Genomic DNA, 22,664 nt, shown 5'->3' with positions numbered 1-22,664 from the left:
TGAGGACGCCAGGAATGACCCGCATTCCGAACTTCGCCGACATCGCCTTCGAGCCGACGGCCGTGCCCGCATCCGCAGGCTCCGCCGAGCCTTGGCTGACACCGGAAGGCATCCCGGTGAAGCCGGCCTATGGCGAGACGGATCTCACCGGCATCGATTTCCTGGAGACTTGGCCGGGCATCGCGCCCTACCTGCGCGGTCCCTACCCGACAATGTATGTCAACCAGCCCTGGACTGTCAGGCAATATGCCGGCTTCTCGACGGCCGAGGATTCCAACGCCTTCTACCGGCGCAATCTCGCGGCCGGCCAAAAGGGCCTGTCTGTCGCTTTCGACCTCGCCACCCATCGCGGCTATGATTCCGATCACCCGCGCGTCGCCGGCGACGTCGGCATGGCCGGCGTTGCGATCGATTCCATCTACGACATGCGGACGCTGTTCTCCGGCATCCCGCTCGACCAGATGAGCGTGTCGATGACCATGAACGGCGCGGTGCTGCCGATCCTTGCGCTCTACGTCGTCGCCGCCGAGGAACAGGGCGTGCCGCCGGAAAAACTCGCGGGCACCATTCAGAACGACATTCTGAAAGAGTTCATGGTGCGCAACACCTACATCTATCCGCCGTCGCCTTCGATGCGGATCATCTCCGACATCTTCGCCTTCACCTCGCAGCGGATGCCGAAGTTCAACTCCATCTCGATCTCCGGCTATCACATGCAGGAGGCCGGCGCGACGCAGGATCTCGAGCTCGCCTATACGCTGGCCGACGGCGTCGAATACTTGCGCGCCGGCATCGCCGCCGGCCTCGACGTCGACCGCTTCGCACCGCGGCTGTCGTTCTTCTGGGCGATCGGCATGAACTTCTTCATGGAGGTCGCCAAGCTCCGCGCCGCCCGCCTGTTGTGGGCGAAGCTCTTGAAGCCGTTCAACCCCAGGGACCCGCGCTCGCTGTCGCTGCGCACGCACAGCCAGACCTCGGGCTGGTCGCTGACTGCGCAGGACGTCTACAACAACGTCGCACGCACCGCGATCGAGGCGATGGCGGCGACGCAAGGCCACACCCAGTCGCTGCACACCAATGCGCTGGACGAGGCGTTGGCGCTGCCGACCGACTTCTCCGCCCGCATCGCCCGCAACACGCAGCTGTTCCTGCAGCAGGAGAGCGGGACCACGCGGATCATCGATCCCTGGGGCGGCTCGTTCTATGTCGAGCGGCTGACTCATGATCTCGCCGCCAAGGCCTGGAGCCACATCCAGGAGGTCGAGGAGCTCGGCGGCATGGCCAAGGCGATCGAAGCTGGCGTTCCCAAGCTGCGCATCGAGGAAGCTTCCGCCAAGACCCAGGCGCGCATCGACACCGGGCGCCAGTCGGTGATCGGCGTCAACAAGTACAAGCCGACCGACGAGCCGCCGCTCGATGTGCTCAAGGTCGACAATTCGACCGTGCGGCGGCTGCAGATCGACAAGCTCGCGCGGCTGCGATCCGAGCGCAAGCAGGCCGAGGTCGATGCCGCCTTGGCCGCGCTGACCCGCTCGGCCGGCGAAGGCAATGGCAACCTCCTGGCGCTCGCAATCGATGCCGCACGCGCCAAGGCGACCGTCGGCGAGATCTCCGGCGCGCTGGAAAAAGTGTTCGGCCGTCACCGTGCCGAGATCAAGTCCATCACCGGCGTCTACAAGCGGGAGACTGCAGGCATGTCGAAGCAGGTCGAGAAGCTGCAGGCGCTGATCGAGGCCTTCGAAGAGGCGGAGGGGCGCCGGCCGCGCATCCTGGTCGCCAAGATCGGTCAGGATGGCCACGACCGCGGCCAGAAGGTGATCGCCTCGGCGTTCGCCGATCTCGGCTTCGACGTCGATATCGGGCCCCTGTTCGCCACCGCCGACGAAGCGGCGCGCCAGGCGGTCGAGAACGACGTGCATATTCTCGGCGTGTCGTCGCTCGCCGCAGCCCATCTCACCGCGGTGCCGGAATTGAAGGCCGCGCTGAAGAAACAGGGACGCGAGGACATCATGATCATCGTCGGTGGCGTGGTGCCGCCGCAGGACTACGATGCGCTCTACAAGGCTGGCGCCGAGGCGATCTTCCCGCCGGGCACGGTGATCGCTGAAGCCGCGGAAGAGCTGATCCACAAGCTCAACGCCCGCCTTGGGCACAGCGAGGCGGCGGAATAGCCGCTCGGCTCAACTGCACGCGCGGCTCCCCCTGGCCGCGCGTTCGATCTGGGCAGGGTCGAACCTTTCAGGTAACTGGGCGCACATATGTCCAGGAAACCGGATCGTATTTCCATGCATTGTTCCAGATTCTCTTTCGCCCTCCTGCTTGGGCTGCTCGCGCTCGCGCCGGGCTTTGCCGCGGAGCCCAAGCCGGACGCGTCGATCAAGACCAAGGCCGTCGAGGCCACCGTCACGCTCGACGCACAGATCAAGGCCGATCCGGCGCTTGCCGCGAACTGCCTCGCCGAGGGGCGGAAGTGGATCGACAAACAGGCTGCGGATGCCGCCAAGGAGTTCAAAGAGGACAAGGAGCTGTTCCGCGACGGCCCCTACTCCTTTGGGCGCGATTATTCGGTGCGCTCGATCGTGGCCGATCGCTATGTCAGCGTGGTCCGAGGCGACTACATGGACACCCACGGCGCGCATCCCAACAGGACGATCGATACCATCCTGTGGGACAGGGCGGAGAACAAGCGCATCTCGATCCGCCCCTTCTTCACGGAGACCGCCGATAACGGCCCGACCATGAAGGCGATGCTGAAAGCGATCATCGTCTCGTTGACGGCCGAGAAGAAGAAGCGCGATGCCGCCGAGACCGCGACCGACGAATGGTTCAAGGGGCTCGAACCGAAATTGCTCAAGATCGGCGCCGTGACGCTGGCGCCGTCGACCGAAGCGGGCAAGAGTTCAGGACTCACCTTCCACTATCCGCCTTACGCGGTCGGCCCCTATGCCGAGGGGGACTATGTCGCCTTCGTTCCGTGGGAGACGTTGAAGCCTTATCTCAGTGCGGAGGGCCAGGCGATCTTCGGCGGCAGCCGGCCGAAGGGGGATGCGGAAGAGAACTAGCGGGCGAGCCTCGATCGGCTATAACGAAGGCATGTCCCCACGTTCGACTGTCCAGCCTCCCGACATTGCTGGCCTCGCCCGCGACCTTCGCGCCGGCCATCGCGCCGCGCTCGCCCGCGCCATCACCCTGGTCGAGAGCCGCCGTGCCGACCACCAGGCCGCGGCGCGCGAGCTGGTCCAGGCGGTGCTGCCGCAGACGGGGCGCGCGATCCGGGTCGGCATCACCGGCTCGCCAGGGGTCGGCAAGTCCACCACCATCGACGCGCTCGGCATGTATCTGATCGAACAGGGCCACAAGGTTGCGGTGCTCGCGGTCGATCCGTCTTCAGCGCGCACCGGCGGCTCCATCCTCGGCGACAAGACGCGGATGGCACGGCTGTCGCACGCCGAGCACGCCTTCATCCGCCCTTCGCCCTCCTCCGGCACGCTCGGGGGCGTCGCCGCCAAAACGCGCGAGGCCATGCTGCTCTGCGAGGCCGCCGGTTTCGACGTGATCCTGGTCGAGACCGTCGGCATCGGGCAATCCGAAACCGCGGTCTGCGACATGACCGATTTTTTCCTGGCCCTGATGCTGCCGGGGGGCGGCGACGAACTGCAGGGCATCAAAAAGGGCCTGGTGGAACTCGCCGACATGATCGCGATCAACAAGGCCGACGGCGACAATCTCAAGCGCGCCAATATCACCGCAGCCGATTATCGCGGCGCGCTGCATCTGCTCAGCCCGCGCTCCGAACACTGGCACCCGCCGGTGACGACCTATTCGGCGCTGACCGGCGCTGGGATCGCCGAGCTCTGGCAAAAGGTCCTGGATCACCGCAAGGCGATGACCGCGTCAGGCGAATTCGCGCAACGCCGCCGCGAGCAGCAGGTGAAGTGGATGTGGTCGATGCTGGAAAGCCGCATCATGGCGCGGCTGCGCAGCGATGCCGCTGTTCGCGCCAAGGTGAGGAAGCTGGAGACCGAGGTGGCGGAAGGCCACATTGCACCCGCGGTCGCCGCCGAAAAGCTCGCGGAGATGCTCCAATGAGCAAGCGGCTTCGCATCCTCATCACCGGCTTCGGCCCGTTCCCGGGCGCCCCCTTCAATCCGACCATGCCGCTGGTCAAGCGGCTCGCGGCCCTGCGCCGCCCCGCGTTGGACGATGTCGAGCTGACCAGCCACATCTTCCATGTGACCTACCGCACCGTCGATCGCAAGCTGCCCGAGCTGATCGCGCAGCGGCGCCCCGACGCGATGCTGATGTTCGGGCTTGCCAGCCGCACGGCGCACGTCCGGATCGAGACCCGCGCCCGCAACGCAATCACGACGACCTTTCCCGACGCCGACCGCGACGTCGCGCGCCAAGGCTCGATCGTGCCTGGCGCAGCGCCCATGCTGTTCGGCCCGCATACGGCCAAACTGCTGCGCGCCGCGCGCATGGCCGGCATCGATGCAAGGCCATCGCGCGACGCCGGCAGCTATCTCTGCAACTACTTGAGCTGGCGGGCGATCGAGGCGACGAGGACCGCGGATGGGCCGGCGCTTGCCGCCTTCGTCCATATCCCGCTGCCACCCCGTGACGGCGCCATGCTGCGCAAAGGCTATCGCGCCATCAGCGTGGAACACCTGGTCGACGCCGGCGAAGCCATGCTGATGGAGCTGGTGAAGCTGACGAGGCAGGACGCCAGCACGCGCATTCGCGGGCTGGCTTCTTTTGCAATCGATGGCCGTGGTTCAAGCTGAGACGATGGCCGTGACCGGTTACCACGCGCCGCGGCGGCGATAACCAAATCCACCATTGATCAAACGGAGGATCAGCAGCAGCACCACCGCGCCGATGAAGGCGTTGAGGATCGCGGCGACAAGGCCGACACCGAGATGAATTCCGAGTTTCGGCAGCAGCCAGTCGCCGATGAATGCGCCGACGAGTCCAACGAGCAAGTCGCCGATCAGGCCGAAACCGCCGCCTTCCATGACACGACCCGCGAGCCACCCCGCGATGATGCCGACAAAAAGAATAACCAGCAGACTTTGACTGGACAGATGCATAACCCTTCTCCTCGCCGAGCGATTCTTCTGGACCAAGTTCGGCGCCTGTTATTGGTTCCCGCACGATGGCGGCATATCGGCAAATTGTCGCCCGCCTGTTGCTTGTCGAGGTGACGACCTTGCAGCTGTGGCCTCCAGTAAAGATTTAACCCTACGGGCAACAAACACCTCCACCTTCCTCAGCCATTACCGCCCAGGTTCAGCGTTTCGGCTTAAGTGGTGGCAGCACGCCACTTTCGCGCGAGATGCTGGTCATGGACGTCAATCGCCGTGCTATTCTGGGCGCCTCCGTTGCCGGTACCGCCGGTGCTCTAACCCTGCCGGCCGATGCCGCACGTTCCGCCCCGCTGACGTCGACGCTCGGCCGCGATGCCACGCAATTTGGCGTGCGGCCCAATAGTCCTGACGACCAGACCCGTGTGCTGCAGCGCGCGATCGACGAGGCTGCGCGTGCGCAAGTGCCGCTGGCGCTGCCGCCGGGCAACTACCGCACCTCCCTGTTGCACCTTCCGAGCGGCAGCCAGCTCATCGGCGTCAGGGGCGCGACGAAACTGCTCTTCGCCGGCGGCGGCCCCTCCCTGCTATCGGGCGAAGGCGCCGACGGCATCGGCCTGACCGGGCTCACGCTCGATGGCGGCAACATCCCGCTTCCCGCGCGGCGCGGCCTGGTGCATGGCCTCGGTGGACGCGATGTCCGCATCATCGATTGCGAGATCGCCAACGCAGGCGGCAGCGGCATCTGGTTCGAGCAGGTTTCCGGCGACGTCATCGGCAACATCATCACCCATATCGCGGCTACGGCGATCGTCTCCTTCGATGCGAATGGACTGATCGTCTCGCGCAACACGATTACAGATACGAGCGACAACGGCATCGAAATCCTGCGGACCGCCATTGGCGACGACGGCTCGCTGGTGCTCGACAACCGCATCGAGAACATCAAGGCTGGCCCCGGCGGCTCCGGCCAATACGGCAATGCCATCAACGCGTTCCGCGCCGGCAATGTGATCGTGCGCGGCAACCGCATCAGGAACTGCGATTACTCCGCCGTGCGCGGCAATTCGGCGTCGAACATTCAGATCACAGGCAACAGTGTCTCCGACGTGCGCGAAGTCGCGCTCTATTCCGAATTCGCGTTCGAGGGCGCCGTCATCAGCGGCAATACGGTGGACGGCGCCGCGTTCGGCGTCTCCGTCTGCAATTTCAACGAAGGCGGCCGCCTCGCGGTGGTCCAGGGCAACATCATCCGCAACCTGCTTCCGAAGCGGCCGATCGGGACCGCCCCCGATGACGATGCGGGCATCGGCATCTATGTCGAGGCTGATACGTCCGTCACCGGCAATGTGATCGAGAACGCGCCGTCGTTCGGCATCGTCGCCGGCTGGGGCCAATATCTGCGCGACGTCGTGATCTCCGGCAACGTCATCCGCAATGCGCTGGCTGGCGTCGGTGTGTCGGTGGTTTCCGGCGCCGGCAGTGCTCTCATCAGCAACAACATGATCTCAGGTGCGCCGCGCGGCGCGGTGCTCGGGCTCGATCACCTCAAGCCGGTCACGGACGACCTCTGTCAGGATGGCACAAAGGCCCATGCACAGCTTGTCGTCACCGGCAACGCCGTCGTGCGATAGTCGTCTCAGAGCGCGTGGCGCAGCGCCGGATAGCGGCGCTCGATCTCGTCGAGATCGAGCAGCGGCGGCCCGACATCGGCCTTCATCCCAACGCTCAAAGCTTCCTCAAGCGCGGCCATATCGATCCGCGGCGTGCTCGGCACCGGCTCAGGCGCGACCATCTTCTCCGGGACCACGATATCGGATTCCGCCAAAACGGTCTCGATCGTCGGCGGGACTTCGATGGGCTGGAGAACCGGCTTGCGGCGATCGACAGGAGGCCGAAAGCGCGGCCGTGGCGCCGGTACGGTCTCGACATCCATTTGGGCAGAGCCGGTCTCCCGGCCCACGCTCTCGCCCAGCGCCAGCGCCCGCCACGTCTTCACCGCCGCTTTCGCTTCCCGGATGTTTTCGAGAAGGGATCGCTCGGTGTGATAGCGGCGCCAGCGGCCGCTCTCGAACAGCTCGGTGAGATGATCCAGACGCCGCTGGGCGAGCGCACACCAGCGCTCAGACAGCTCGCGGCTGCACGCCACGTTCAGTCGATGTGTCATAAGGAGCCCGCAAGGAGAGAGGACGGACGCAACTTACTCGGCACGAATCAACACGACGTGACGGCAATATTTTGTGGAGAAGGTTAATAAAGTCTAGCTAACGCCCAAATTTATGTCGGCCGGACCGTAGCTGCGCCGGCTCCCTGGCCGATGCGACGGCGAGAATGCCGTCAGAACTACAATCTTTGCGCACATTTGCGCGCAGCAAGACAACTATAAATTGTATATTACTGACTGACTGGCTTTCTGAAGCCGATACGAAAGACCCGTCCGGGGGGACAACCGGACGGGTCTAGCTATATGGGCGCTTGGGGTGGATGGGCGCTCGCGCCCAGATACAGCTATGGGGAGGGTTAACCGCTCCCACATTCTTTTGTCGCGACCGGTCCGGCCCACGTTCAAGCGACCCGGCGAATTATTCGAGCATTCGCGAAAAATCTGGTCGCTACGCCAAAAGCATGATCCGAAGGATGCGAAGCGGCTTTCCCCGCCGCGCGGTCGGTTCGGTACCGATCACGGGCGCTCGAACCTCGCCTTATTCCAGACGGTTACGGCACGGCCGTCGCGAGGCCGACGATCTTCTCTCGCCGCAGGCGACCGATCAGATTGTCAGCGTCGGCCTTCGACATCGGGCCATCACCGAATTGCAGCTGGAACATGCCACCCTTGGCGCCACCGATGATCGATGCCTGGTAGCGGTCGAGCAACGCCGTGATGTCGGAGATGCGCGCATCCGGCGCAAAGCGCACCAATACATGCACGGGAGCCGCCGGCTGCGTCCCAAGGGAACGCGTCAAGGGCTGGCTCGCGCTGGGCGCTACGGCGCGGTTGTCCGCCGCCCTCTCGTTCGTGCTCAGAGAGGCCGTCTGGTAGGTCGCGGTCTGACCACTCACCAGAAGCGCGCCGATCAGGCCGGCCTGCAACAGCACAAGCAACGCGCCGAGACTCGCCGACCAGGCCAGCGTCCGCGACGACAGGCCGTCGAAAAAGCCAAGCACGCGCGCGAACATGCCGCGCGATACCACGGCACTTTGCGTGGGGTCGGCATCGATCGCAGCGAACAATTTCTGCATGGCCCGCACCGAAGGCGCGCCGAGGCTTTCGTTGAGGCCGATGGTCTCGGCATATTCCTGCTGGATGACGGCATATTGCCCGGCGAGTTCGGGATCGCGGGCCAGCGCCTCCTCCACCCGCTGCTTGTCGCGCAGATTCAGGGTGCCGGCTGCATACCAGGGCAACAGGAGTTCGATCTCACTGGGCTCATGGTCCAGCATCTTCTTGCTCAAAGCGATCATGGCCAGCCTCGCTCAACGCCGGCCGCCTTCAAGAGTTCGGCCAATTTCTTGCGCGCATAGAACAGGCGCGTCTTGACGGTGTTTTCCGGGATTCCGACGATCTCAGCCACCTCTTCCACGGATTTCTCGTGGTAGTAGACGAGATCGATGATGTCCCGGTGGTCGGGCGAAAGTGCCGTCAGGCACTTCCGCAAGGCTTCCCCGGTATTCTTCTTCTGCGCCGCCACTTCCGGATCATCGGAGGTATCCTCGATCGCATTGGCAGCCTCGTCTTCCAATTCGACGTCCTTGCGGCGCCGCAGTGCCGAGAGGGCCTTGAATCTCGTAATCGCCAGGAGCCAAGTCGAGACGGCGGATCGGCCTTCGAACTTGCCAGCCTGACGCCACACGTCGAGGAACACCTCGCTGATCAGGTCCTCAGCGATCTGTTCGTGCCGCACGAGTCGCAACCCGAAACGGTACACCCTGACGTGGTGCCGCCCATACAGCACCTGCATGGCGAGCCGGTCGCCTCGAGCGATCCGGGCGATCAGGGTTTCGTCCGATTCCGCCTGGGTCACGCTCAATGGCCGTCTCGCATGTTTGGTCGGGGGTAAGCCGTACGCGGTTCGATGGGCCGTGCAAAAATCTTCAAGGTATTGGAAAGCGCCGATCCGCTCTGTGAATTAGCGCACATTACAGCATTTTCCGCAGCCCTCGTCCGCAGGATGGCATCGGGCCGCTGGCCATACCGCACTCGGGTGAAATCTCCCCAAAACTCAGCCCAAACGACGGCGCCTGACGGCGCATCCTATCGGTGGGCGCCTTGCGGTATCGGGTATGGACCCATGTCGGGCACGAATACCCGGCGGTTTCCTTGGATACTAAAACGAAAGGCTTACGACCTAGCTTTTCGGCCCGAGTTCCACGATTGACAAGAACATGGGCTCGCCAGCGCAAGGGCACTCGCTCCCGGAGGCGGCATGGCGCCGCCGGCCGCTGAAAGGCGACTTTGTATTTCGATTTCAGTTCGAGCCTCTGAGGCTCGTAGAATGCGTCAGGTCTCTTAGTAATGAATTTGAAGCCCGTCCACCGCACCCGGAGCCTGCTCGACGAACTCGAGAGCACGCTCACCCATGGGACGGTCGCACGGCGGGTCGAAACGTTGCAGCGCGTGACGGACCTCTTCGTCCGCAATGCGCTGGATTTCTCCGCCGAACAGATCGTGCTGTTCGACGACGTCTTCCAATGCCTGATCGAACATATCGAGGTCTCGGCCAAGGCTCTCCTCGCGCGACGTCTGGCGGCGGTCGACACCGCCCCATTCCAGACCATGCACAGGCTGGCGAAAGACGACGCCATTGAAGTCGCAGGACCCGTGCTGTCCAAATCCGAACGGCTCGACGACGACGTGCTGATCGAGACCGCCCGAACCAAGAGCCAAGCGCATCTGTTGGCGATCTCGATCCGCCGCGTATTGAGCCGGGCCGTGACCGACGTGCTGCTCCTGCGCGGCAATGATGAGGTCGTCCGAAGCACCGCAGCCAATCCAGGCGCAGAGTTCTCCGAGGGTGGCTTCGAACAACTTGTCGACCGGGCCGAGCAGGACGAGGAGCTTGCGGACTGCCTTGCGCTCCGGCCGAACCTGCCGCGGCACGTCTATCTCAAGCTGGTGACCAAGGCCTCCGAGACGGTACGACAGCGGCTCGAGGCGGCGCAGCCCGATCAGGTCAGCCAGATTTGCGTTGCGGTGCGCGCGGGCGCAAGGCGGGCCCGCTCAGCATCCGTCGCCCAGACGAAACAGACCGAAATCGCCCATGCCCTGGTCCGTTCGCTCCATGCGGACGGCCGGCTGGATGGTCCGCTCATCGAGCAGTTTGCGGAGGAGAAGAAATTCGACGAGGCCAATGCAGCGATTGCGGCGCTGGCCCATGTGTCGGTGGATGTGGCCGAAACGATTATGGTCGAGGGTCGTGCCGAAGGGGTGATGATCCTGGGCAAGGTCGCGGGACTGCCATGGTCAACGGTCGCGCTGCTCATCGACATGCGCGACGCGCTGAACGGCAGCAACCCCGTCGATCTGTCGGTCTCCAAGGCCGCCTATGAGAGGCTGCGCCCCTCGACCGCGCAGCAGGTGCTGCGCTTTCATCGCATGCAGGAGTTCTCCGCCTCGGCCCCGACGGCCTGAGGCTCTCCTCAATAGCGCAAGACTTTCCTGCCGATCAGCGCCCCGAGGCCGGCAACGAAGGCGACCGCGATCGTATACCAGGTGGCCACGAACAGCGGGGAATCGTCGGTGCAGTGAGCGGCGTAGAGCGTGGCCGCGAATCCCGCCGACAAAAGTCCCGCAACCGCCCCTGCCACTGCAGGGCGGCTCGGCGCGCCACGACGCAGGCCGAACAAGGCGGCGGCCAACAACGGCAGCGACAACACGGGGACCGCGCTCATGCAGAGCAGCCAGTTATGCCCGACGAGACGCGTCAGCATCGGCAGCCGCTGCGGCAGCATCATCTCGCTCACGATGGCGCCGGCAAGCACGAGAACCGGCGCCAGCAACAGCCAGCCCCAGCCGTGCAGCGAGGCCTCTGGTCGGGACAGATGCAGGCTGATGATCGTTGCGGGAATCGCAAGCGCCAAGGTCACGGCGAATTTCAGGTCGAAAAACGGGTTGCGCACCGCAACCATGATGTCGGGCCGGATCCCGAGCCCAAGCAGGAACATCGCGGTGGAGAGCGGCGTCGCGGCAAGCAAGGCCAGCGCAAGCACGATGCCGACCGGCAGCGCGCGTTGCGCATTGTCGGCGGCCAGGGTCCGGATCAGTTGATCGGTCTCCATGGTCACTGTTCCCGTAGCTTGGCACTGAGGCCCGTCAGGGCGCGATGCAGCGCCACCCGGACGGCGCCCTCGCTCATCGAAAACTTCGCAGCCGTCTGCCTGATCGAGCTGGCCTCGACCGCGATCGACTGCAGCACCTCGCGCTGACGCTGCGGCAGGGTCTTCAGCTGCGCCTCGAGCTCGGCGGCCGAAACGGTGGGCGCCGGCGGCTCCTCCGCCAGGATCTCGGCGAAATCATCGACATTGACGAAGATGCGCCGCCCGCGACGACGCAGCGTGTCGATCAGCTTGTTGCGGGCGATGGCAAACAGCCAAGGCCCGAACGGGGCGCTGGCGTCCCAGGTATGTCGCTTCAAATGCACTGCCAGCAAAATCTCTTGCACGATGTCCTCGGACTGGTCGGCCGGCTGGCCGGCACGCGCCAAGCCACGGCGCGCCGCGGCCCGCAACACCGGTGTGACCGCTTTCAGCAGACGATGGTAGGCCTCGTCGTTGCCGGCGATCGCCTGCCGCATCAAGCCGGTCCATTCGTCGTCACGTTCGCGCACACGCGCACCTACAAGAGCTATTCGCCCCAAGTTTCAGGTTGTTACGCCGGTTGCCGGAAAAATCACGAAGCCGTGACGGCAATATCTTCATGGCAAATCCCGGCAAGAGTCCTGTCAGCATGGCCCTGTCGGGTCTTAGCATCGAATTGGCGCGCGGGCAGCCTCGGCGTGCGGTGCCCCGTTTTGGCCTTCGCGGACGGAAAAATTCCCTTTTTCCGCCCCGTTCCCGACACGCGTCGGGGTCTCACTTGCGGCGGGACTGGCGGGATGGGGAGATGACCAAATGACAATCCAAGCCAGTAGTGCACGTTCGGCATTGATTCTTACAGCCGCGCTCGTCCTGGGCGTCATCGGCTCTGCCCCTGCATTTGCCACCGACTGGGGCACAATTCCCGCCCCGGCCATGACATCGGACAACGCTGCGGCAAGCTCCGACGGCAGCGCGCCTGCCACCCCCGCGACCGAGATGCAGGCCGCTCCCATGGCTCAGCCCGCCGACGCCAGCGGAGCGACTGACAACGCCGCCGTGGCAGCGTCCACCCCGGCCGAGGATGCACCGGCCAGCGTTGCGACGGTCAGTAGCGACGACAGCTCCGGCTGGGACAAGGCGTCCATTGTCGGCAAGATCTTCATCGCCTGCGGCACCCTGCTCACCTTGGGCTCCGCCGCTCGCATGTTCATGCTCTGAGACCCTGCGCCCGCCTGTCTGGCGGACGCGCAGCTCTTTCAGCGACCTTCCACTTGATGCGCATGCCGGCAGCGGGCAAATTGTCCGCTGAACGATTTGCGGGGGTGGGAGCATGAGCGTGTTCGAGCACATCATCGTCGAGAGCAAGGGTGCGGTCGGGATCATCACCCTCAACCGTCCGAAAATGCTCAATGCGCTGTCGTTCGGCGTGTTTCGGGAAATTGCCGCGGCCGTCGACGACCTCGAGGCCGACGACGCGATCGGATGCATCGTCATCACCGGCAGCGACAAGGCGTTCGCGGCCGGCGCCGACATCAAGGAGATGCAGCCGAAAAGCTTCATTGACATGTTCTCCAGCGACTTCACCGCGATCGGCGGCGATCGGGTCGCGAAGTGCCGCAAGCCGACGATCGCGGCCGTGGCGGGCTACGCGCTGGGCGGCGGCTGCGAACTCGCGATGATGTGCGACATCATCATCGCCGCCGACACGGCCAAGTTCGGCCAGCCGGAAATCACCTTGGGCACGATCCCGGGCATTGGCGGCACCCAGCGCCTGACCCGCACGATCGGCAAAGCCAAGGCCATGGATCTGTGCCTGACCGGGCGCATGATGGATGCCCAGGAGGCGGAACGGAGCGGCCTGGTGAGTCGCGTGGTCCCGGCCGACAAGCTCATGGATGAGGTCATGGCGGCAGCGGAAAAGGTCGCATCGATGTCCCGCCCGACCGCCGCAATGGCCAAGGAAGCCGTCAACCGCGCGCTCGAGACCACGCTGGCGGAAGGATTGAGCGTGGAGCGCAACCTCTTCCACGCGACCTTTGCCCTGGAAGACCGCGCCGAGGGCATGGCCGCCTTCATCGAGAAGCGCAAGCCGGTGAACAAGAACAAATAGCCCTGCCCGCCGCGAATCCGCGATCTGTGTCGCAATCGGTTTTCTTGGCGAGCTTCTTTGCGAGCTTGCTGGCGAGGCTGTCGCCCCCAGGTTGATCGCACCCTACTCGCACACCTCGTAAATCGCGCCGCTATGCCGCAGCGCTGCGACAATGAGTCTGTGGCGTCGCAGCAACAACAAATCCCGGAAATATCTGGGGTTTTTCACAGCGACGCTTTGCCTGTGGCGATGCTGCGGCATAAACATGTAAACAGGATTGGAACAATAAACGGGATGCGGCGGAGTCGGGATGGTGAGGCGAGCCAAAGAACTTGGCGGCGGCCGGAGACATGTACCTTGCACAGGCTTGTCTCTCGCGCTGATCGTGTGCCTTGCCGGTCTGACCGTGCCGGCGCGCGCGGAAGATCTCGCCACGGCGCTGACCAAGGCCTATCAGACCAGTCCGCAGCTCAATGCTGAGCGGGCGCGTCAGCGCGCCACCGACGAGAATGTACCGCAAGCGCTGTCCGGCTATCGACCCCAGATCGTCGGGACGCTGAGCGCCGGCCTTCAGGCCGTGCGCGACCTTCTGCCGACCAACACCATCCAATCCGAGAACTTGAAGCCGTGGGTGATCGGCGTCACCGTGACGCAGACACTCTTCAACGGCTTCAAGACGGCCAACAGCGTCCGCGTCGCAGAGCTGCAGGTGCAATCCGGGCGGGAGTCGCTGCGCAATGCCGGCCAGGGCGTGCTGCTCGATGCCGTGACCGCCTACACCAACGTGCTCGCGAATCAGTCGCTGGTCGAAGCGCAGCGCTCCAACGTCGCCTTCCTGCGCGAGACGCTGGCGGTCACGCAGCGGCGACTCAATGCCGGCGATGTCACGCCGACCGACGCCTCGCAGGCTGAAGCGCGGCTGCAGCGTGGGCTGGCCGATCTCAACAGCGCCGAGGTCAATCTTGCGGTCAGCCAAGCCACCTATGCGCAGGTGATCGGCATGCCGCCCGGGGCATTGAAGACCGCCGATCCGATCGACCGCTTGCTGCCGCGCAGCCGCGAAGATTCGATCGCACTCGCGATCAAGGAAAACCCGGCCGTCACCGCGGCGGGATTCGATGTCGATGTGGCCTCCACCTCGATCCGGGTCGCCGAGAGCAGCCTGCTGCCGACCGTCACCTTGCAGGGCAGCGCGAGCAAGAGCCGCGATAACGATCCGACGCTCGGCACCCGCGGCACCGACCAGGCCTCGATCGTCGCCAACATCAACGCGCCGATCTATGACGGCGGCATGGCCGCATCGCAGACCCGGCAGGCCAAGGAGGTCGCGGCGCAAAGCCGGCTCGTGCTGGATCAGGTCCGCAACCAGGCGCGCACCGCCGCGGTCAGCGCCTGGGTTGCCAATGAGGGCGCCAAGATCGCGGTCAGTGCCTCGGAAGCCGAAGTGCGTGCCGCCACTGTAGCGCTGCAAGGCGTCTCCCGCGAGGCACAAGGCGGGCAACGCACCACGGTCGATGTCCTGAACTCGCAGGCCGACCTGATCCAGGCCAAGGCGCGGCTGATCGGCGCCCAGCGCGATCGCGTGATCGCCTCCTACACGCTGCTCAGCGCGGTCGGCCGGCTCGACGTCAAGAACCTCAACCTCAATACGCCGGACTATCTGCCCGAGGTGCACTACCACCAGGTGCGCGACGCCTGGCACGGCTTGCGCACGCCGTCGGGGCAGTGACGAGGGCGCGTCGAGCGCCGTCCCGTCATTGGCGCTTCACTTGATTGGCGCTTCACTTGCCCTCGCGCTCGACCTTGCTGCGCTCGCGCTCGTTCATCTCCTTGACCGTCTGATCCTGACCGGACTGCCCGGTGGTCTGGGTGCGCGAGGCCGGCGGCGCCGCGTTCGGCACGGAGCTTTGATCCGGGCCGCTGGCCGAAGGCCGGCTGGCCGTCGCGGGCGGCGTCTTGTCCTCTGCCGCGGCCGGCTGCGTGACGAAACAAACGGCGCCCGCGAGGATGAATATCGCCGCGAGCGCCTTGAAGGCGCTGCTCATCGTCTGTCCCTCCAAGTGCACTGAGTGCAGTGGTCAGATCAATGAACAGGGATTGCGAAGGTCCGTTCCCTCTTACGCCTCCAGCTGCTTGCCGATCGGCAGCGCGCGAATGCGCTTGCCGGTCGCGGCGAAGATGGCATTGACGAGCGCCGGCGCGAACGGCGGCACGCCGGGTTCGCCGACCCCGCTTGGCGGTGTGTCCGCCGCCGGCGGCACGATGTACACGTTCGTGACCAGCGGCGCCTCGTCGATGCGGAGCACCGGGAAGTCGTCGAAGTTCTTCTGCTGCACACGGCCGTTCTTGAAGGTGATCTCGCCGTACTTGGCGAGGCTGAGACCCATGATCGCGGCGCCCTCGATCTGCGAACGGATGCGCTCGGGATTGACATAGGTGCCGCAATCGATCGCCGTATCGACCCGCGGCACGGTCAGCTTGCCCTTGTCGTCGATGGCGACCTCGACGACGGTCGCGATGTAGCTGACGAAGCTGCGATGCACGGCAATGCCGAGCCCGTGTCCTTTCGGCAGCGAGCGGCCCCACTCGCCCTTCTCCGCGACCAGCTCGACCACCTTGCGCAGCCGCGCGGTGTCGATCGGATAGCTGGAGTAAGGCTCGCCGTAATTCCAGGGATCCTTGACCGAGGAGAGATCGACGTGCCGCGGCGAGCCGATCATCTCCAACAGCATGTCTTTCTGGTCGCGGCCCGCCGCCTGCGCGATCTCGCCGACCATCGACTGCACGGCAAAGGCGTGCGGGATGTTCGAGACCGAGCGGAACCAGCCGATCCGCGTGTGCGCGGCGGCTTCCGGATTCTCGCATTGGATGTTGGCGATCTCGAACGGCACGTCGATCAGCCCCATGCCGAGCTCGAACGGCGCCTGGTGCACCGCGCCGGCGGCGAAGGTCGAGGCGATGCTGGGCGCGACGCTGCGGTGGCGCCAGGCGATCACCTTGCCGTTCTTGTCGAGGCCTGCCTCGATGCGCTCCACCGAGACGGTGTGCAGGAAGTCATGCTGGACGTCGTCCTCGCGCGTCCACTGCACCTTCACCGGCGTGCCCAGCTCCTTCGACAGCAGGGCCGCTTCGAGCGCGAAGTCGCACTTGGACTTGCGGCCGAAGCCGCCGCCGAGCAGCGTCACGTTGATGGTAACGTTCTCCAGCGGGATGCCGAGCGTTTTCGCGACGTCTTCGCGCGTGCCGCCGGGACTTTGCACCGGTGCCCAGATCTCGGCCTTGTTGCCCGTCACGTTCGCCACCGCAACCGGAGGCTCCATGCTGACATGCGCGAGATGCGGAATGTAATACTCGCCGACGACCACCTTGTCGGCCGTCTTCAGCGCGCCGTCCACATCGCCCTCCTTGCGGACGATAAGGCCCGGCTTGCGTGCCGCCTGCTCGAGCTCGGCGCGATAGGCGACGGAGTCGTATTTCGCATTGGGGCCATCGTCCCAGACGATCTTGAGCGCATCGCGTCCCTTGATCGCCGCGCCGGTGTTGCGTGCGATCACTGCCACGCCGCCGAGCGGCTGGAATTTGGAGGGCCAGGGCCAGCCCTTGACCTCCATCACCTTTTCCACCCCGGAGATCTTCTGCGCCGCCGCAGCATCGAACGAGACGAGCTTGCCCCCGGTCACCGGCGGCCGCGCGATGACAGCGTATTTCATGCCCGGCAGGCGGATGTCGCCACCATAATGCGCCGCGCCCGTGGTGATGTCGTGCAGGTCGACGATGCTGATCTCGCCCTTGCCCAGATAGCGGAAGTCCTTCGGGTCTTTCAGCTTCAGCCCTTCGATGCCGGGCACGGACTCCTTGGCTGCGTCGGCGGCGAGATCGCCGAAGCCGAGGCGCCGACCGGTCGCGTCGTGGACGACCTCGTGCTTGACCGCCTTCACCTCAGTCGCCGGGACGCCCCAGCGCTTGGCCGCGGCCTGCTCCAGCATGGTGCGGGCCGCTGCGCCGATCTGCCGCATCGGCAGCAGATAGTGCCGGGTGCTGCGCGAGCCGTCGGTATCCTGGTTGCCGAACTTGGTTTCGTCACCATGGGCCTGCTGAACATGGACGCGGGTCCACTCCGCCTCCATTTCCTCGGCGACGATCAGCGGCAGGCTGGTGCGAACGCCTGTGCCCATCTCCGCCCGGTGCGCAAGGATGGTGACAGCGCCGTCAGGCGCGATGGCGACGAACACTTTCGGATCGACCACCACGCCGTGCGGCATCTTCGCGGCGCCGGTCTCATAGGCAAAGGCGGGACGCGACAGGATCGGAGCGGCGAGCACGAAGCTGCCGGCCAAGCCGAGGCCCTTCAGAATGTTGCGGCGCGATACGTTCTCGACCCTGATCGCTTTTTCAAAGCCGCGAGGCTTGTTCGAACTGGCGATGAAATTCATGTCACACTCCCGTGGATGCGAGATGGACGGCGTTCTCGATGCGCTGATAGCAACCGCAGCGACAGATGTTGCCCGACATCGCCTCGCGGATCTGGTCGTGCGATGGCTTGGGATTACTGGCGAGCAGCGCGGCGGCCTGCATGATCTGGCCAGCCTGGCAAAATCCGCATTGCGGAACGTTGACCTGACGCCAGGCCTTCTGCACCGGATGGTCCCCGGTCGGGTGCAAGCCTTCGATCGTCGTGACCTGGCGATCGGCCACGTCGGACACGGAGGTGATGCAGGCGCGCACTGCGTTGTTATCGACCATCACGGTGCAGGCCCCGCACAGCGCCTGGCCACAACCGAATTTGGTGCCGGTCAGGCCGACCTCGTCGCGAAGGAACCAAAGCAGCGGAAGATCGGGGTCGCCATCCCAGCTCTGTTCCTGACCGTTGATTTTCAGCTTGATCATGATCGTTCCTCGCTCTTCTTAAGCATCTCGGAAAAAGGATCCAAAGTCCCCTCCCGCCTGCGCTCCTGTAAGGCACACCTGCCCGACAGCAGACGGTCGGTCGTGTCGAAAATTGCTGCTCGACGTCTCTGCACCTGCTGAGGCTATCAGAGACATGGACGTTGCATAGACCTCACGACAATGTTCACGTGATGGTCATCATCCATACCGCATATGCTTGCATCCCGTGACCTGATGGAACTTCGCGCCGACCTGATTGCAATCCTGATCGTCTTCTTTGTCCCTTGTTTCCTGTCGTGGAAGCGGTCACGCTTATCCGCAGAATGACGCATCATCCGCAACAACGAATGCGCCGCATCCTGCGGGGAGGACCTGATCGTGCTGAATCGACGCACCCTATTGCTCGCAAGCATCGCGGCCGGAATGACCATGCCTCAACAACGCGCGCAGGCGAAGGCGGCGCAGCCGTCGACGCCGGTCGACTTCGACGTGCCGGCGCATGCCTGCGATTGCCACACCCATATTCATGGCGATCCCGCGAAATTTCCGTTCTTCGCGGGGCGCGTCTATACGCCCGAACAGGCCTCGCCCGAGGAAATGGCTGCGCTGCACAAGGCGTTGCATATCGAGCGCGTGGTGATCGTGACACCGAGCGTCTACGGCACCGACAATTCAGCGACGCTGTTCGGCATGAAGGCACGGGGGGCGAATGCGCGCGGCGTCGCTGTGATCGATGACAAGACGCCAGAAGCCGATCTCGACCGGATGCAACAAGAAGGCTTCCGCGGCATCCGCATCAATCTCGCGACCGGCGGCATCAACGATCCCTCGGTCGGACGCGCGCGGTTCTCCGCCGCGGTCGAACGCATGAAGGCACGGGGCTGGCACATCCAGCTCTACACCAACACGCCGATGATCGCGGCGATCAAGGATCTGGTGACGGCCTCGCCGGTGCCGGCCGTGTTCGATCATTTCGGCGGCGCACAGGCCGAGCTCGGACTGGAGCAGCCCGGCTTTCCGGACCTCATCGAACTCGTGAAGAGCGGCAAGGCCTATGTGAAGATCTCCGGCGCCTATCGCGCCTCCAAGCTCGCCCCCGATTATCGGGATGTCATTCCCTTCGCCAAGGCACTGATCGAAGCCAATCCGGATCGCATCGTCTGGGGCACCGACTGGCCGCATCCGGACTCCACCATTCGTCCCGACCGCAAGCCGACCGACATCGCCCCGCTCTATCAGATCGACGACGGCCGGCTGATGAACCAGCTGCCGGTGTGGGCGCCGGATGCTACGATCCGCAAGAAGATCCTGGTCGACAATCCGGCCCGGCTCTATGGGTTTTGAGATTTGATGCAGCCAGCAAGATTTGCTTTGTCGTTGCTTCGTTGCTGCGCTCCTCGCAATGACGGCCATCGGCGCTGAAGCGCTCATTTCATGAACGACTTCAATGACAAGACCTGCTTCAAGAGGCCGCAGGAAAAATAAATCGCTTCTGAAAATCAGCAAATCAGTCGTATGCTACGCACCGTTCCGGTCCGGATGAGGGACGTACGCGTCGTCACGATACGTTGGACCGGCAATGCGGTGGACGTGAGAGCATCGCGCGCATCTTGCGCGGACGAGCAATGCTTTCATGGACGGCGAAATCGCGTGGTCCTGGCGCCCCGGTGCTGGCGCCCAGCGCGACGCGCATAGCGTCGTCGCGACACGGGGGCAATCAAGCCGGTCCCCGAGGAGAGCGCGTATAAGCCGTAAGCCATCGCGCAGGGAATGCCGGATGTCCCGGCTGAACCTGTGGTGACTGCCGCCTGCTTTTTCTTCTGCAGGCGGGCCATGGGTGAGGCCAACACCCGGCATTCCCCATAGGCGTTAAGTTTATGCTTGAGTGTTGGAATCCGCCGTGATTCGAACAGGGGATGGCAGACGAATCGCTCCTGAACGAGGACTGGACGAGAGTGGTTGCGCAGCTGGGCGGGGCTGCGCAGCTCGAGAAAACTGCGCGCCAGACGAAGGCCTTCGCGCGTCGGCGGCAGATTCCAGATGCGGTGACGTTACTTCGGCTGATGCTGGCCTATTGTTTGGGTGAAAGAGGGCTGAGATCGACAGCCGCATGGGCGGCTTCTGTTGGCCTTGCCGACCTCACCAGCGTGGCGTTGTTCTATCGGCTGCGTCAATGTGGTGATTGGTTTGCGGTGCTGGTGGAGGGCTTGCTCGCTGCGGCAGCTCCGAAGGCGAGCCAAGGCCGCCTGATCCGCATCATCGATGCGACGACAGTGCCTCAGGCGGGACCGGCTGCGCGCAAGAACAGTGAGCTTTGGCGCGTTCATAGCGCATTTGATCTGCCCTATGAGCGCTTTGGTCACTTCGAGCTGACAGATCAGCAAGAGGGCGAAACGTTTGACCGGATACCAGTGGTCAAGAACGAGATCCGCATTGCTGACCGCGCTTATCTGCAACCTGACCGCATTGCGGCCGTCCGCGAAGCCGGGGCCGACGTTTTGATCCGAGCGGGCTGGAAGAACGCACGTTGGCTTGACGCCAAAGGCCTTCCGTTCGATCTGATGGCCCAATTGCGTGCCGCGAAGGCGCGCGGACTGGTCGATCGGGAGATTTGGATCAAGCGCAAGGGCGGCGCGCCTCTGGCTATGCGTCTGGTCGCAATCAAGAAGCCCACCGGTGCGGCTGCTGCTTCTCGGCGTAAAGCCCGGCAAGACGCAAAAGATGAAAACCGCATCATCTCCAAAGAAACTTTGGAGGCTGCGGATTGGGTCATTCTGATCACGTCGCTCGCGCGGGACGAGTTCTCCACCAAAGATGTGCTTGCGCTCTATCGATTGCGATGGCGGATCGAGCTTGGGTTCAAGCGACTGAAGAGTCTGATTGGCCTCAAGACGCCGCCAGGAACCGATCCGCGCTCTGCCAAGCCCTACCTGCTGGCCCACCTCCTGATCATCCTGTTGCTCGAGCCGCTTGCCAGCGACTTCGAGGACTCTCCCCACTGGACGCAGGCCGCTTAACGACGCCTGGCGCTTGGCGGGTCCTGCAGCAGCTCGTTGCATCCTTGCTGCAAGCAATCATTCCACAACCAACCATCCGTTGCTTGCGCCGCAGAAAACGCGCGTTGGGGCGCCACCTTCGCGAGCCTCCTCGAAAACGCAAGTATCAATCGATGCTCGCGCTACCTTAACGCCTATGCGGCATTCCCTGCGCCCTCATCACTTTCGAAGAGGGCATGAACTTCACGGATCACCCGGACGCAACCAGCGCCGCGGGATTGCCGATACGCGTCCGCAGTCGTCGGAGACAACGACCATGCTGATGAATCCCAATCGCATGCCTGCGGCCATCGCGCTACGAAACCGGTGCCCTGCTCGCTGTCGTCTCCTTTCTCTTTTCGAGCTACGACTTTCCAGCCCCTGGCCCGGCAGGAGGTGCCCTCGTCCCATCGGCCTTGTCGTCGCGCAGCCAGCGGGCCGCCTTGCGGAGACCGCCGAAGGGAAACAGGTGGAAGCCTGTGATGGCTTGCGTATCCGCAGGCGGCGCGTCGGCAAGCCCGCACGCCACCTCGTCTGGTCCCGTTTCGGTCATCAGTCGGCCGTAGCGTCCAATCCGGTTGCGCGCCGCGCGCAAGGAATTGCCGACGCCGCAACGCAAGGCGAACTTCACCAACGTCGCAGGGGTGGCAGGACCGGCCAGCCCGATCGTGACCGGCAGCAGCACGCCGTGGGCGCGGAGCTGCCACAACCAGTCCAGGATCGGCGCGCTCTCGAAGCAGAACTGGGTGATGATGTTGATGGGAACGCCGCGCCGGTCGCTCCAGTCCTGCCAATCCAAAAGCAGCTTCAAGACGCCGGTTGGATCGAGGTAAGGATGGCCTTCCGGGTGGCCGGCCACGCTGACGCGCGCAAAACCGTGCTGTTCGATCAGGCCGGACTCGGCGATGTCGCGGCTCGCCTTGAACGGGCCCTTTGCAGCCAGCACGTCGCCCGCAATCAGCAGCAGCGATGTCACGTCGGCTTCGCCGCGCAAGCGGGCGAGAAAGTCCGCGAGCGCATCTTTGGAACTGATCTCGCGCGCAGCAAGGTGCGGGATCGGATTGAAGCCGGCGCGGCGCAAGGCGGCGGCCGTCTCGACATTATGATGATAGTCGTCGCCGGGCAGAAACGTGATCGAGACGCTGGTGCCCGGCGCAAAATTGTCTCGCAGCTCTGCAAGCTGGTGACCGCGCGAGGAGATCTCGACGGACGCCGCAGCGAGCAATCGCATCAGGCGCTGGGATGAGAGCTGGTCCTGCGCAAGCATCGGAGGCT

The 22,664-nt window shown here is 64.3% G+C and carries 21 protein-coding genes; 11 read left to right on the top strand and 10 right to left on the bottom strand.

Annotated elements, in window-relative coordinates:
• Positions 1-14 precede the first annotated feature (14 nt).
• From scpA to QXZ85_RS29910, 4 genes are all read left to right on the top strand, one after another.
• Positions 15-2,171: a methylmalonyl-CoA mutase gene (scpA, locus tag QXZ85_RS29925; RefSeq protein WP_315706144.1), complete on the top strand. Its 2,157-nt coding sequence runs from the start codon at positions 15-17 to the stop codon at positions 2,169-2,171.
• A gap of 114 nt (positions 2,172-2,285) precedes the next feature.
• A complete protein-coding gene (locus QXZ85_RS29920; protein ID WP_315762147.1) occupies positions 2,286-3,062 on the top strand; it encodes a DUF3298 and DUF4163 domain-containing protein in 777 nt (258 codons plus the stop codon).
• A gap of 31 nt (positions 3,063-3,093) precedes the next feature.
• Positions 3,094-4,089 carry a methylmalonyl Co-A mutase-associated GTPase MeaB gene (gene meaB / locus QXZ85_RS29915; RefSeq protein WP_315706146.1) on the top strand — a complete coding sequence of 332 codons (996 nt, stop codon included), beginning with the start codon at positions 3,094-3,096 and terminating at the stop codon, positions 4,087-4,089.
• Positions 4,086-4,784, top strand: a complete 699-nt coding sequence (locus tag QXZ85_RS29910; protein WP_315762149.1) for a pyroglutamyl-peptidase I — start codon at positions 4,086-4,088, stop codon at positions 4,782-4,784. Before meaB ends, QXZ85_RS29910 begins: the two co-directional genes overlap by 4 nt.
• 18 nt (positions 4,785-4,802) lie before the next feature.
• Here the strand turns inward: QXZ85_RS29910 and QXZ85_RS29905 are convergent, their stop codons facing one another.
• Positions 4,803-5,090: a GlsB/YeaQ/YmgE family stress response membrane protein gene (locus QXZ85_RS29905; protein WP_315706348.1), complete on the bottom strand. Its 288-nt coding sequence runs from the start codon at positions 5,088-5,090 to the stop codon at positions 4,803-4,805.
• Between the two features lie 254 nt (positions 5,091-5,344).
• Here QXZ85_RS29905 and QXZ85_RS29900 point away from each other — a divergent pair, with 254 nt between their 5' ends.
• Positions 5,345-6,718 carry a TIGR03808 family TAT-translocated repetitive protein gene (locus tag QXZ85_RS29900; RefSeq protein WP_316168142.1) on the top strand — a complete coding sequence of 458 codons (1,374 nt, stop codon included), beginning with the start codon at positions 5,345-5,347 and terminating at the stop codon, positions 6,716-6,718.
• Positions 6,719-6,723: 5 nt separating this feature from the next.
• Here QXZ85_RS29900 and QXZ85_RS29895 read toward each other — a convergent pair whose 3' ends face one another.
• The 3 genes from QXZ85_RS29895 to QXZ85_RS29885 form a co-directional block, all read right to left on the bottom strand.
• On the bottom strand, positions 6,724-7,251 hold the full coding sequence (locus QXZ85_RS29895; protein ID WP_316175410.1) for a TIGR03809 family protein: 528 nt from the start codon (positions 7,249-7,251) through the stop codon (positions 6,724-6,726).
• 548 nt (positions 7,252-7,799) lie between these two features.
• Positions 7,800-8,546 (bottom strand): hypothetical protein, encoded by a 747-nt coding sequence (locus QXZ85_RS29890; protein ID WP_315706150.1) that lies wholly within the window; start codon positions 8,544-8,546, stop codon positions 7,800-7,802.
• Positions 8,543-9,112 carry a sigma-70 family RNA polymerase sigma factor gene (locus QXZ85_RS29885; protein ID WP_315706151.1) on the bottom strand — a complete coding sequence of 190 codons (570 nt, stop codon included), beginning with the start codon at positions 9,110-9,112 and terminating at the stop codon, positions 8,543-8,545. Before QXZ85_RS29885 ends, QXZ85_RS29890 begins: the two co-directional genes overlap by 4 nt.
• Before the next feature lie 485 nt (positions 9,113-9,597).
• On the opposite strand from QXZ85_RS29885, the gene QXZ85_RS29880 reads away from it, so the two are divergent.
• Positions 9,598-10,713 (top strand): DUF2336 domain-containing protein, encoded by a 1,116-nt coding sequence (locus QXZ85_RS29880; protein WP_315706152.1) that lies wholly within the window; start codon positions 9,598-9,600, stop codon positions 10,711-10,713.
• Between the two features lie 8 nt (positions 10,714-10,721).
• On the opposite strand, the gene QXZ85_RS29875 is transcribed toward QXZ85_RS29880, so the two are convergent.
• Together QXZ85_RS29875 and QXZ85_RS29870 are read right to left on the bottom strand one after the other, a co-directional pair.
• Complete coding sequence (locus QXZ85_RS29875; protein WP_315741478.1) at positions 10,722-11,360, bottom strand: DUF1109 domain-containing protein; 639 nt, start codon at positions 11,358-11,360, stop codon at positions 10,722-10,724.
• A gap of 2 nt (positions 11,361-11,362) precedes the next feature.
• On the bottom strand, positions 11,363-11,908 hold the full coding sequence (locus QXZ85_RS29870; protein WP_316168143.1) for a sigma-70 family RNA polymerase sigma factor: 546 nt from the start codon (positions 11,906-11,908) through the stop codon (positions 11,363-11,365).
• A gap of 283 nt (positions 11,909-12,191) precedes the next feature.
• On the opposite strand from QXZ85_RS29870, the gene QXZ85_RS29865 reads away from it, so the two are divergent.
• The 3 genes from QXZ85_RS29865 (at position 12,192) to QXZ85_RS29855 (ending at position 15,196) form a co-directional block, all read left to right on the top strand.
• Positions 12,192-12,596, top strand: a complete 405-nt coding sequence (locus QXZ85_RS29865) for a hypothetical protein (protein ID WP_315706155.1) — start codon at positions 12,192-12,194, stop codon at positions 12,594-12,596.
• A gap of 112 nt (positions 12,597-12,708) precedes the next feature.
• Entirely contained in the window at positions 12,709-13,488 is a 780-nt protein-coding gene (locus tag QXZ85_RS29860; protein ID WP_315768722.1) for an enoyl-CoA hydratase, read from the top strand.
• A gap of 289 nt (positions 13,489-13,777) precedes the next feature.
• Positions 13,778-15,196, top strand: coding sequence for a TolC family outer membrane protein (locus QXZ85_RS29855; protein WP_315706157.1), 1,419 nt, complete (start codon positions 13,778-13,780; stop codon positions 15,194-15,196).
• A gap of 52 nt (positions 15,197-15,248) precedes the next feature.
• Here QXZ85_RS29855 and QXZ85_RS29850 read toward each other — a convergent pair whose 3' ends face one another.
• The 3 genes from QXZ85_RS29850 to QXZ85_RS29840 all read right to left on the bottom strand — a co-directional run bounded on the left by QXZ85_RS29850 (position 15,249) and on the right by QXZ85_RS29840 (position 18,354).
• Entirely contained in the window at positions 15,249-15,512 is a 264-nt protein-coding gene (locus QXZ85_RS29850) for a hypothetical protein (protein WP_315706158.1), read from the bottom strand.
• 72 nt (positions 15,513-15,584) lie between these two features.
• Positions 15,585-17,900, bottom strand: coding sequence for a xanthine dehydrogenase family protein molybdopterin-binding subunit (locus QXZ85_RS29845; RefSeq protein WP_315706159.1), 2,316 nt, complete (start codon positions 17,898-17,900; stop codon positions 15,585-15,587).
• 1 nt (position 17,901) lies between these two features.
• Positions 17,902-18,354: a (2Fe-2S)-binding protein gene (locus QXZ85_RS29840; RefSeq protein WP_315706160.1), complete on the bottom strand. Its 453-nt coding sequence runs from the start codon at positions 18,352-18,354 to the stop codon at positions 17,902-17,904.
• 378 nt (positions 18,355-18,732) lie between these two features.
• On the opposite strand from QXZ85_RS29840, the gene QXZ85_RS29835 reads away from it, so the two are divergent.
• Positions 18,733-19,698 (top strand): amidohydrolase family protein, encoded by a 966-nt coding sequence (locus tag QXZ85_RS29835; protein WP_315706161.1) that lies wholly within the window; start codon positions 18,733-18,735, stop codon positions 19,696-19,698.
• Between the two features lie 572 nt (positions 19,699-20,270).
• Positions 20,271-21,371 (top strand): IS4 family transposase, encoded by a 1,101-nt coding sequence (locus tag QXZ85_RS29830; protein WP_315701243.1) that lies wholly within the window; start codon positions 20,271-20,273, stop codon positions 21,369-21,371.
• A 382-nt stretch (positions 21,372-21,753) separates the two neighbouring features.
• On the opposite strand, the gene QXZ85_RS29825 is transcribed toward QXZ85_RS29830, so the two are convergent.
• Entirely contained in the window at positions 21,754-22,656 is a 903-nt protein-coding gene (locus tag QXZ85_RS29825) for a hypothetical protein (RefSeq protein ID WP_315706162.1), read from the bottom strand.
• Positions 22,657-22,664: the final 8 nt, after the last annotated feature.

The sequence above is a fragment of the Bradyrhizobium sp. SZCCHNGR1005 genome, assembly GCF_032489995.1.
In the GTDB taxonomy this organism is placed as follows: Bacteria; Pseudomonadota; Alphaproteobacteria; order Rhizobiales; family Xanthobacteraceae; genus Bradyrhizobium.
Note: the sequence above shows the minus strand (reverse complement) of the source record. Positions and strands in the feature narration are given on the sequence as shown.

Bases quoted from the DNA above. Each gene is read 5' to 3' on its own strand.
- scpA (WP_315706144.1), top strand. From the start codon at position 15: ATGACCCGCATTCCGAACTTCGCCGACATCGCCTTCGAGCCGACGGCC.
- QXZ85_RS29920 (WP_315762147.1), top strand. From the start codon at position 2,286: ATGCATTGTTCCAGATTCTCTTTCGCCCTCCTGCTTGGGCTGCTCGCG.
- meaB (WP_315706146.1), top strand. From the start codon at position 3,094: ATGTCCCCACGTTCGACTGTCCAGCCTCCCGACATTGCTGGCCTCGCC.
- QXZ85_RS29910 (WP_315762149.1), top strand. From the start codon at position 4,086: ATGAGCAAGCGGCTTCGCATCCTCATCACCGGCTTCGGCCCGTTCCCG.
- QXZ85_RS29905 (WP_315706348.1), bottom strand. From the start codon at position 5,090: ATGCATCTGTCCAGTCAAAGTCTGCTGGTTATTCTTTTTGTCGGCATC.
- QXZ85_RS29900 (WP_316168142.1), top strand. From the start codon at position 5,345: ATGGACGTCAATCGCCGTGCTATTCTGGGCGCCTCCGTTGCCGGTACC.
- QXZ85_RS29895 (WP_316175410.1), bottom strand. From the start codon at position 7,251: ATGACACATCGACTGAACGTGGCGTGCAGCCGCGAGCTGTCTGAGCGC.
- QXZ85_RS29890 (WP_315706150.1), bottom strand. From the start codon at position 8,546: ATGATCGCTTTGAGCAAGAAGATGCTGGACCATGAGCCCAGTGAGATC.
- QXZ85_RS29880 (WP_315706152.1), top strand. From the start codon at position 9,598: ATGAATTTGAAGCCCGTCCACCGCACCCGGAGCCTGCTCGACGAACTC.
- QXZ85_RS29875 (WP_315741478.1), bottom strand. From the start codon at position 11,360: ATGGAGACCGATCAACTGATCCGGACCCTGGCCGCCGACAATGCGCAA.
- QXZ85_RS29865 (WP_315706155.1), top strand. From the start codon at position 12,192: ATGACAATCCAAGCCAGTAGTGCACGTTCGGCATTGATTCTTACAGCC.
- QXZ85_RS29860 (WP_315768722.1), top strand. From the start codon at position 12,709: ATGAGCGTGTTCGAGCACATCATCGTCGAGAGCAAGGGTGCGGTCGGG.
- QXZ85_RS29855 (WP_315706157.1), top strand. From the start codon at position 13,778: ATGGTGAGGCGAGCCAAAGAACTTGGCGGCGGCCGGAGACATGTACCT.
- QXZ85_RS29850 (WP_315706158.1), bottom strand. From the start codon at position 15,512: ATGAGCAGCGCCTTCAAGGCGCTCGCGGCGATATTCATCCTCGCGGGC.
- QXZ85_RS29845 (WP_315706159.1), bottom strand. From the start codon at position 17,900: ATGAATTTCATCGCCAGTTCGAACAAGCCTCGCGGCTTTGAAAAAGCG.
- QXZ85_RS29840 (WP_315706160.1), bottom strand. From the start codon at position 18,354: ATGATCAAGCTGAAAATCAACGGTCAGGAACAGAGCTGGGATGGCGAC.
- QXZ85_RS29830 (WP_315701243.1), top strand. From the start codon at position 20,271: ATGGCAGACGAATCGCTCCTGAACGAGGACTGGACGAGAGTGGTTGCG.
- QXZ85_RS29825 (WP_315706162.1), bottom strand. From the start codon at position 22,656: ATGCTTGCGCAGGACCAGCTCTCATCCCAGCGCCTGATGCGATTGCTC.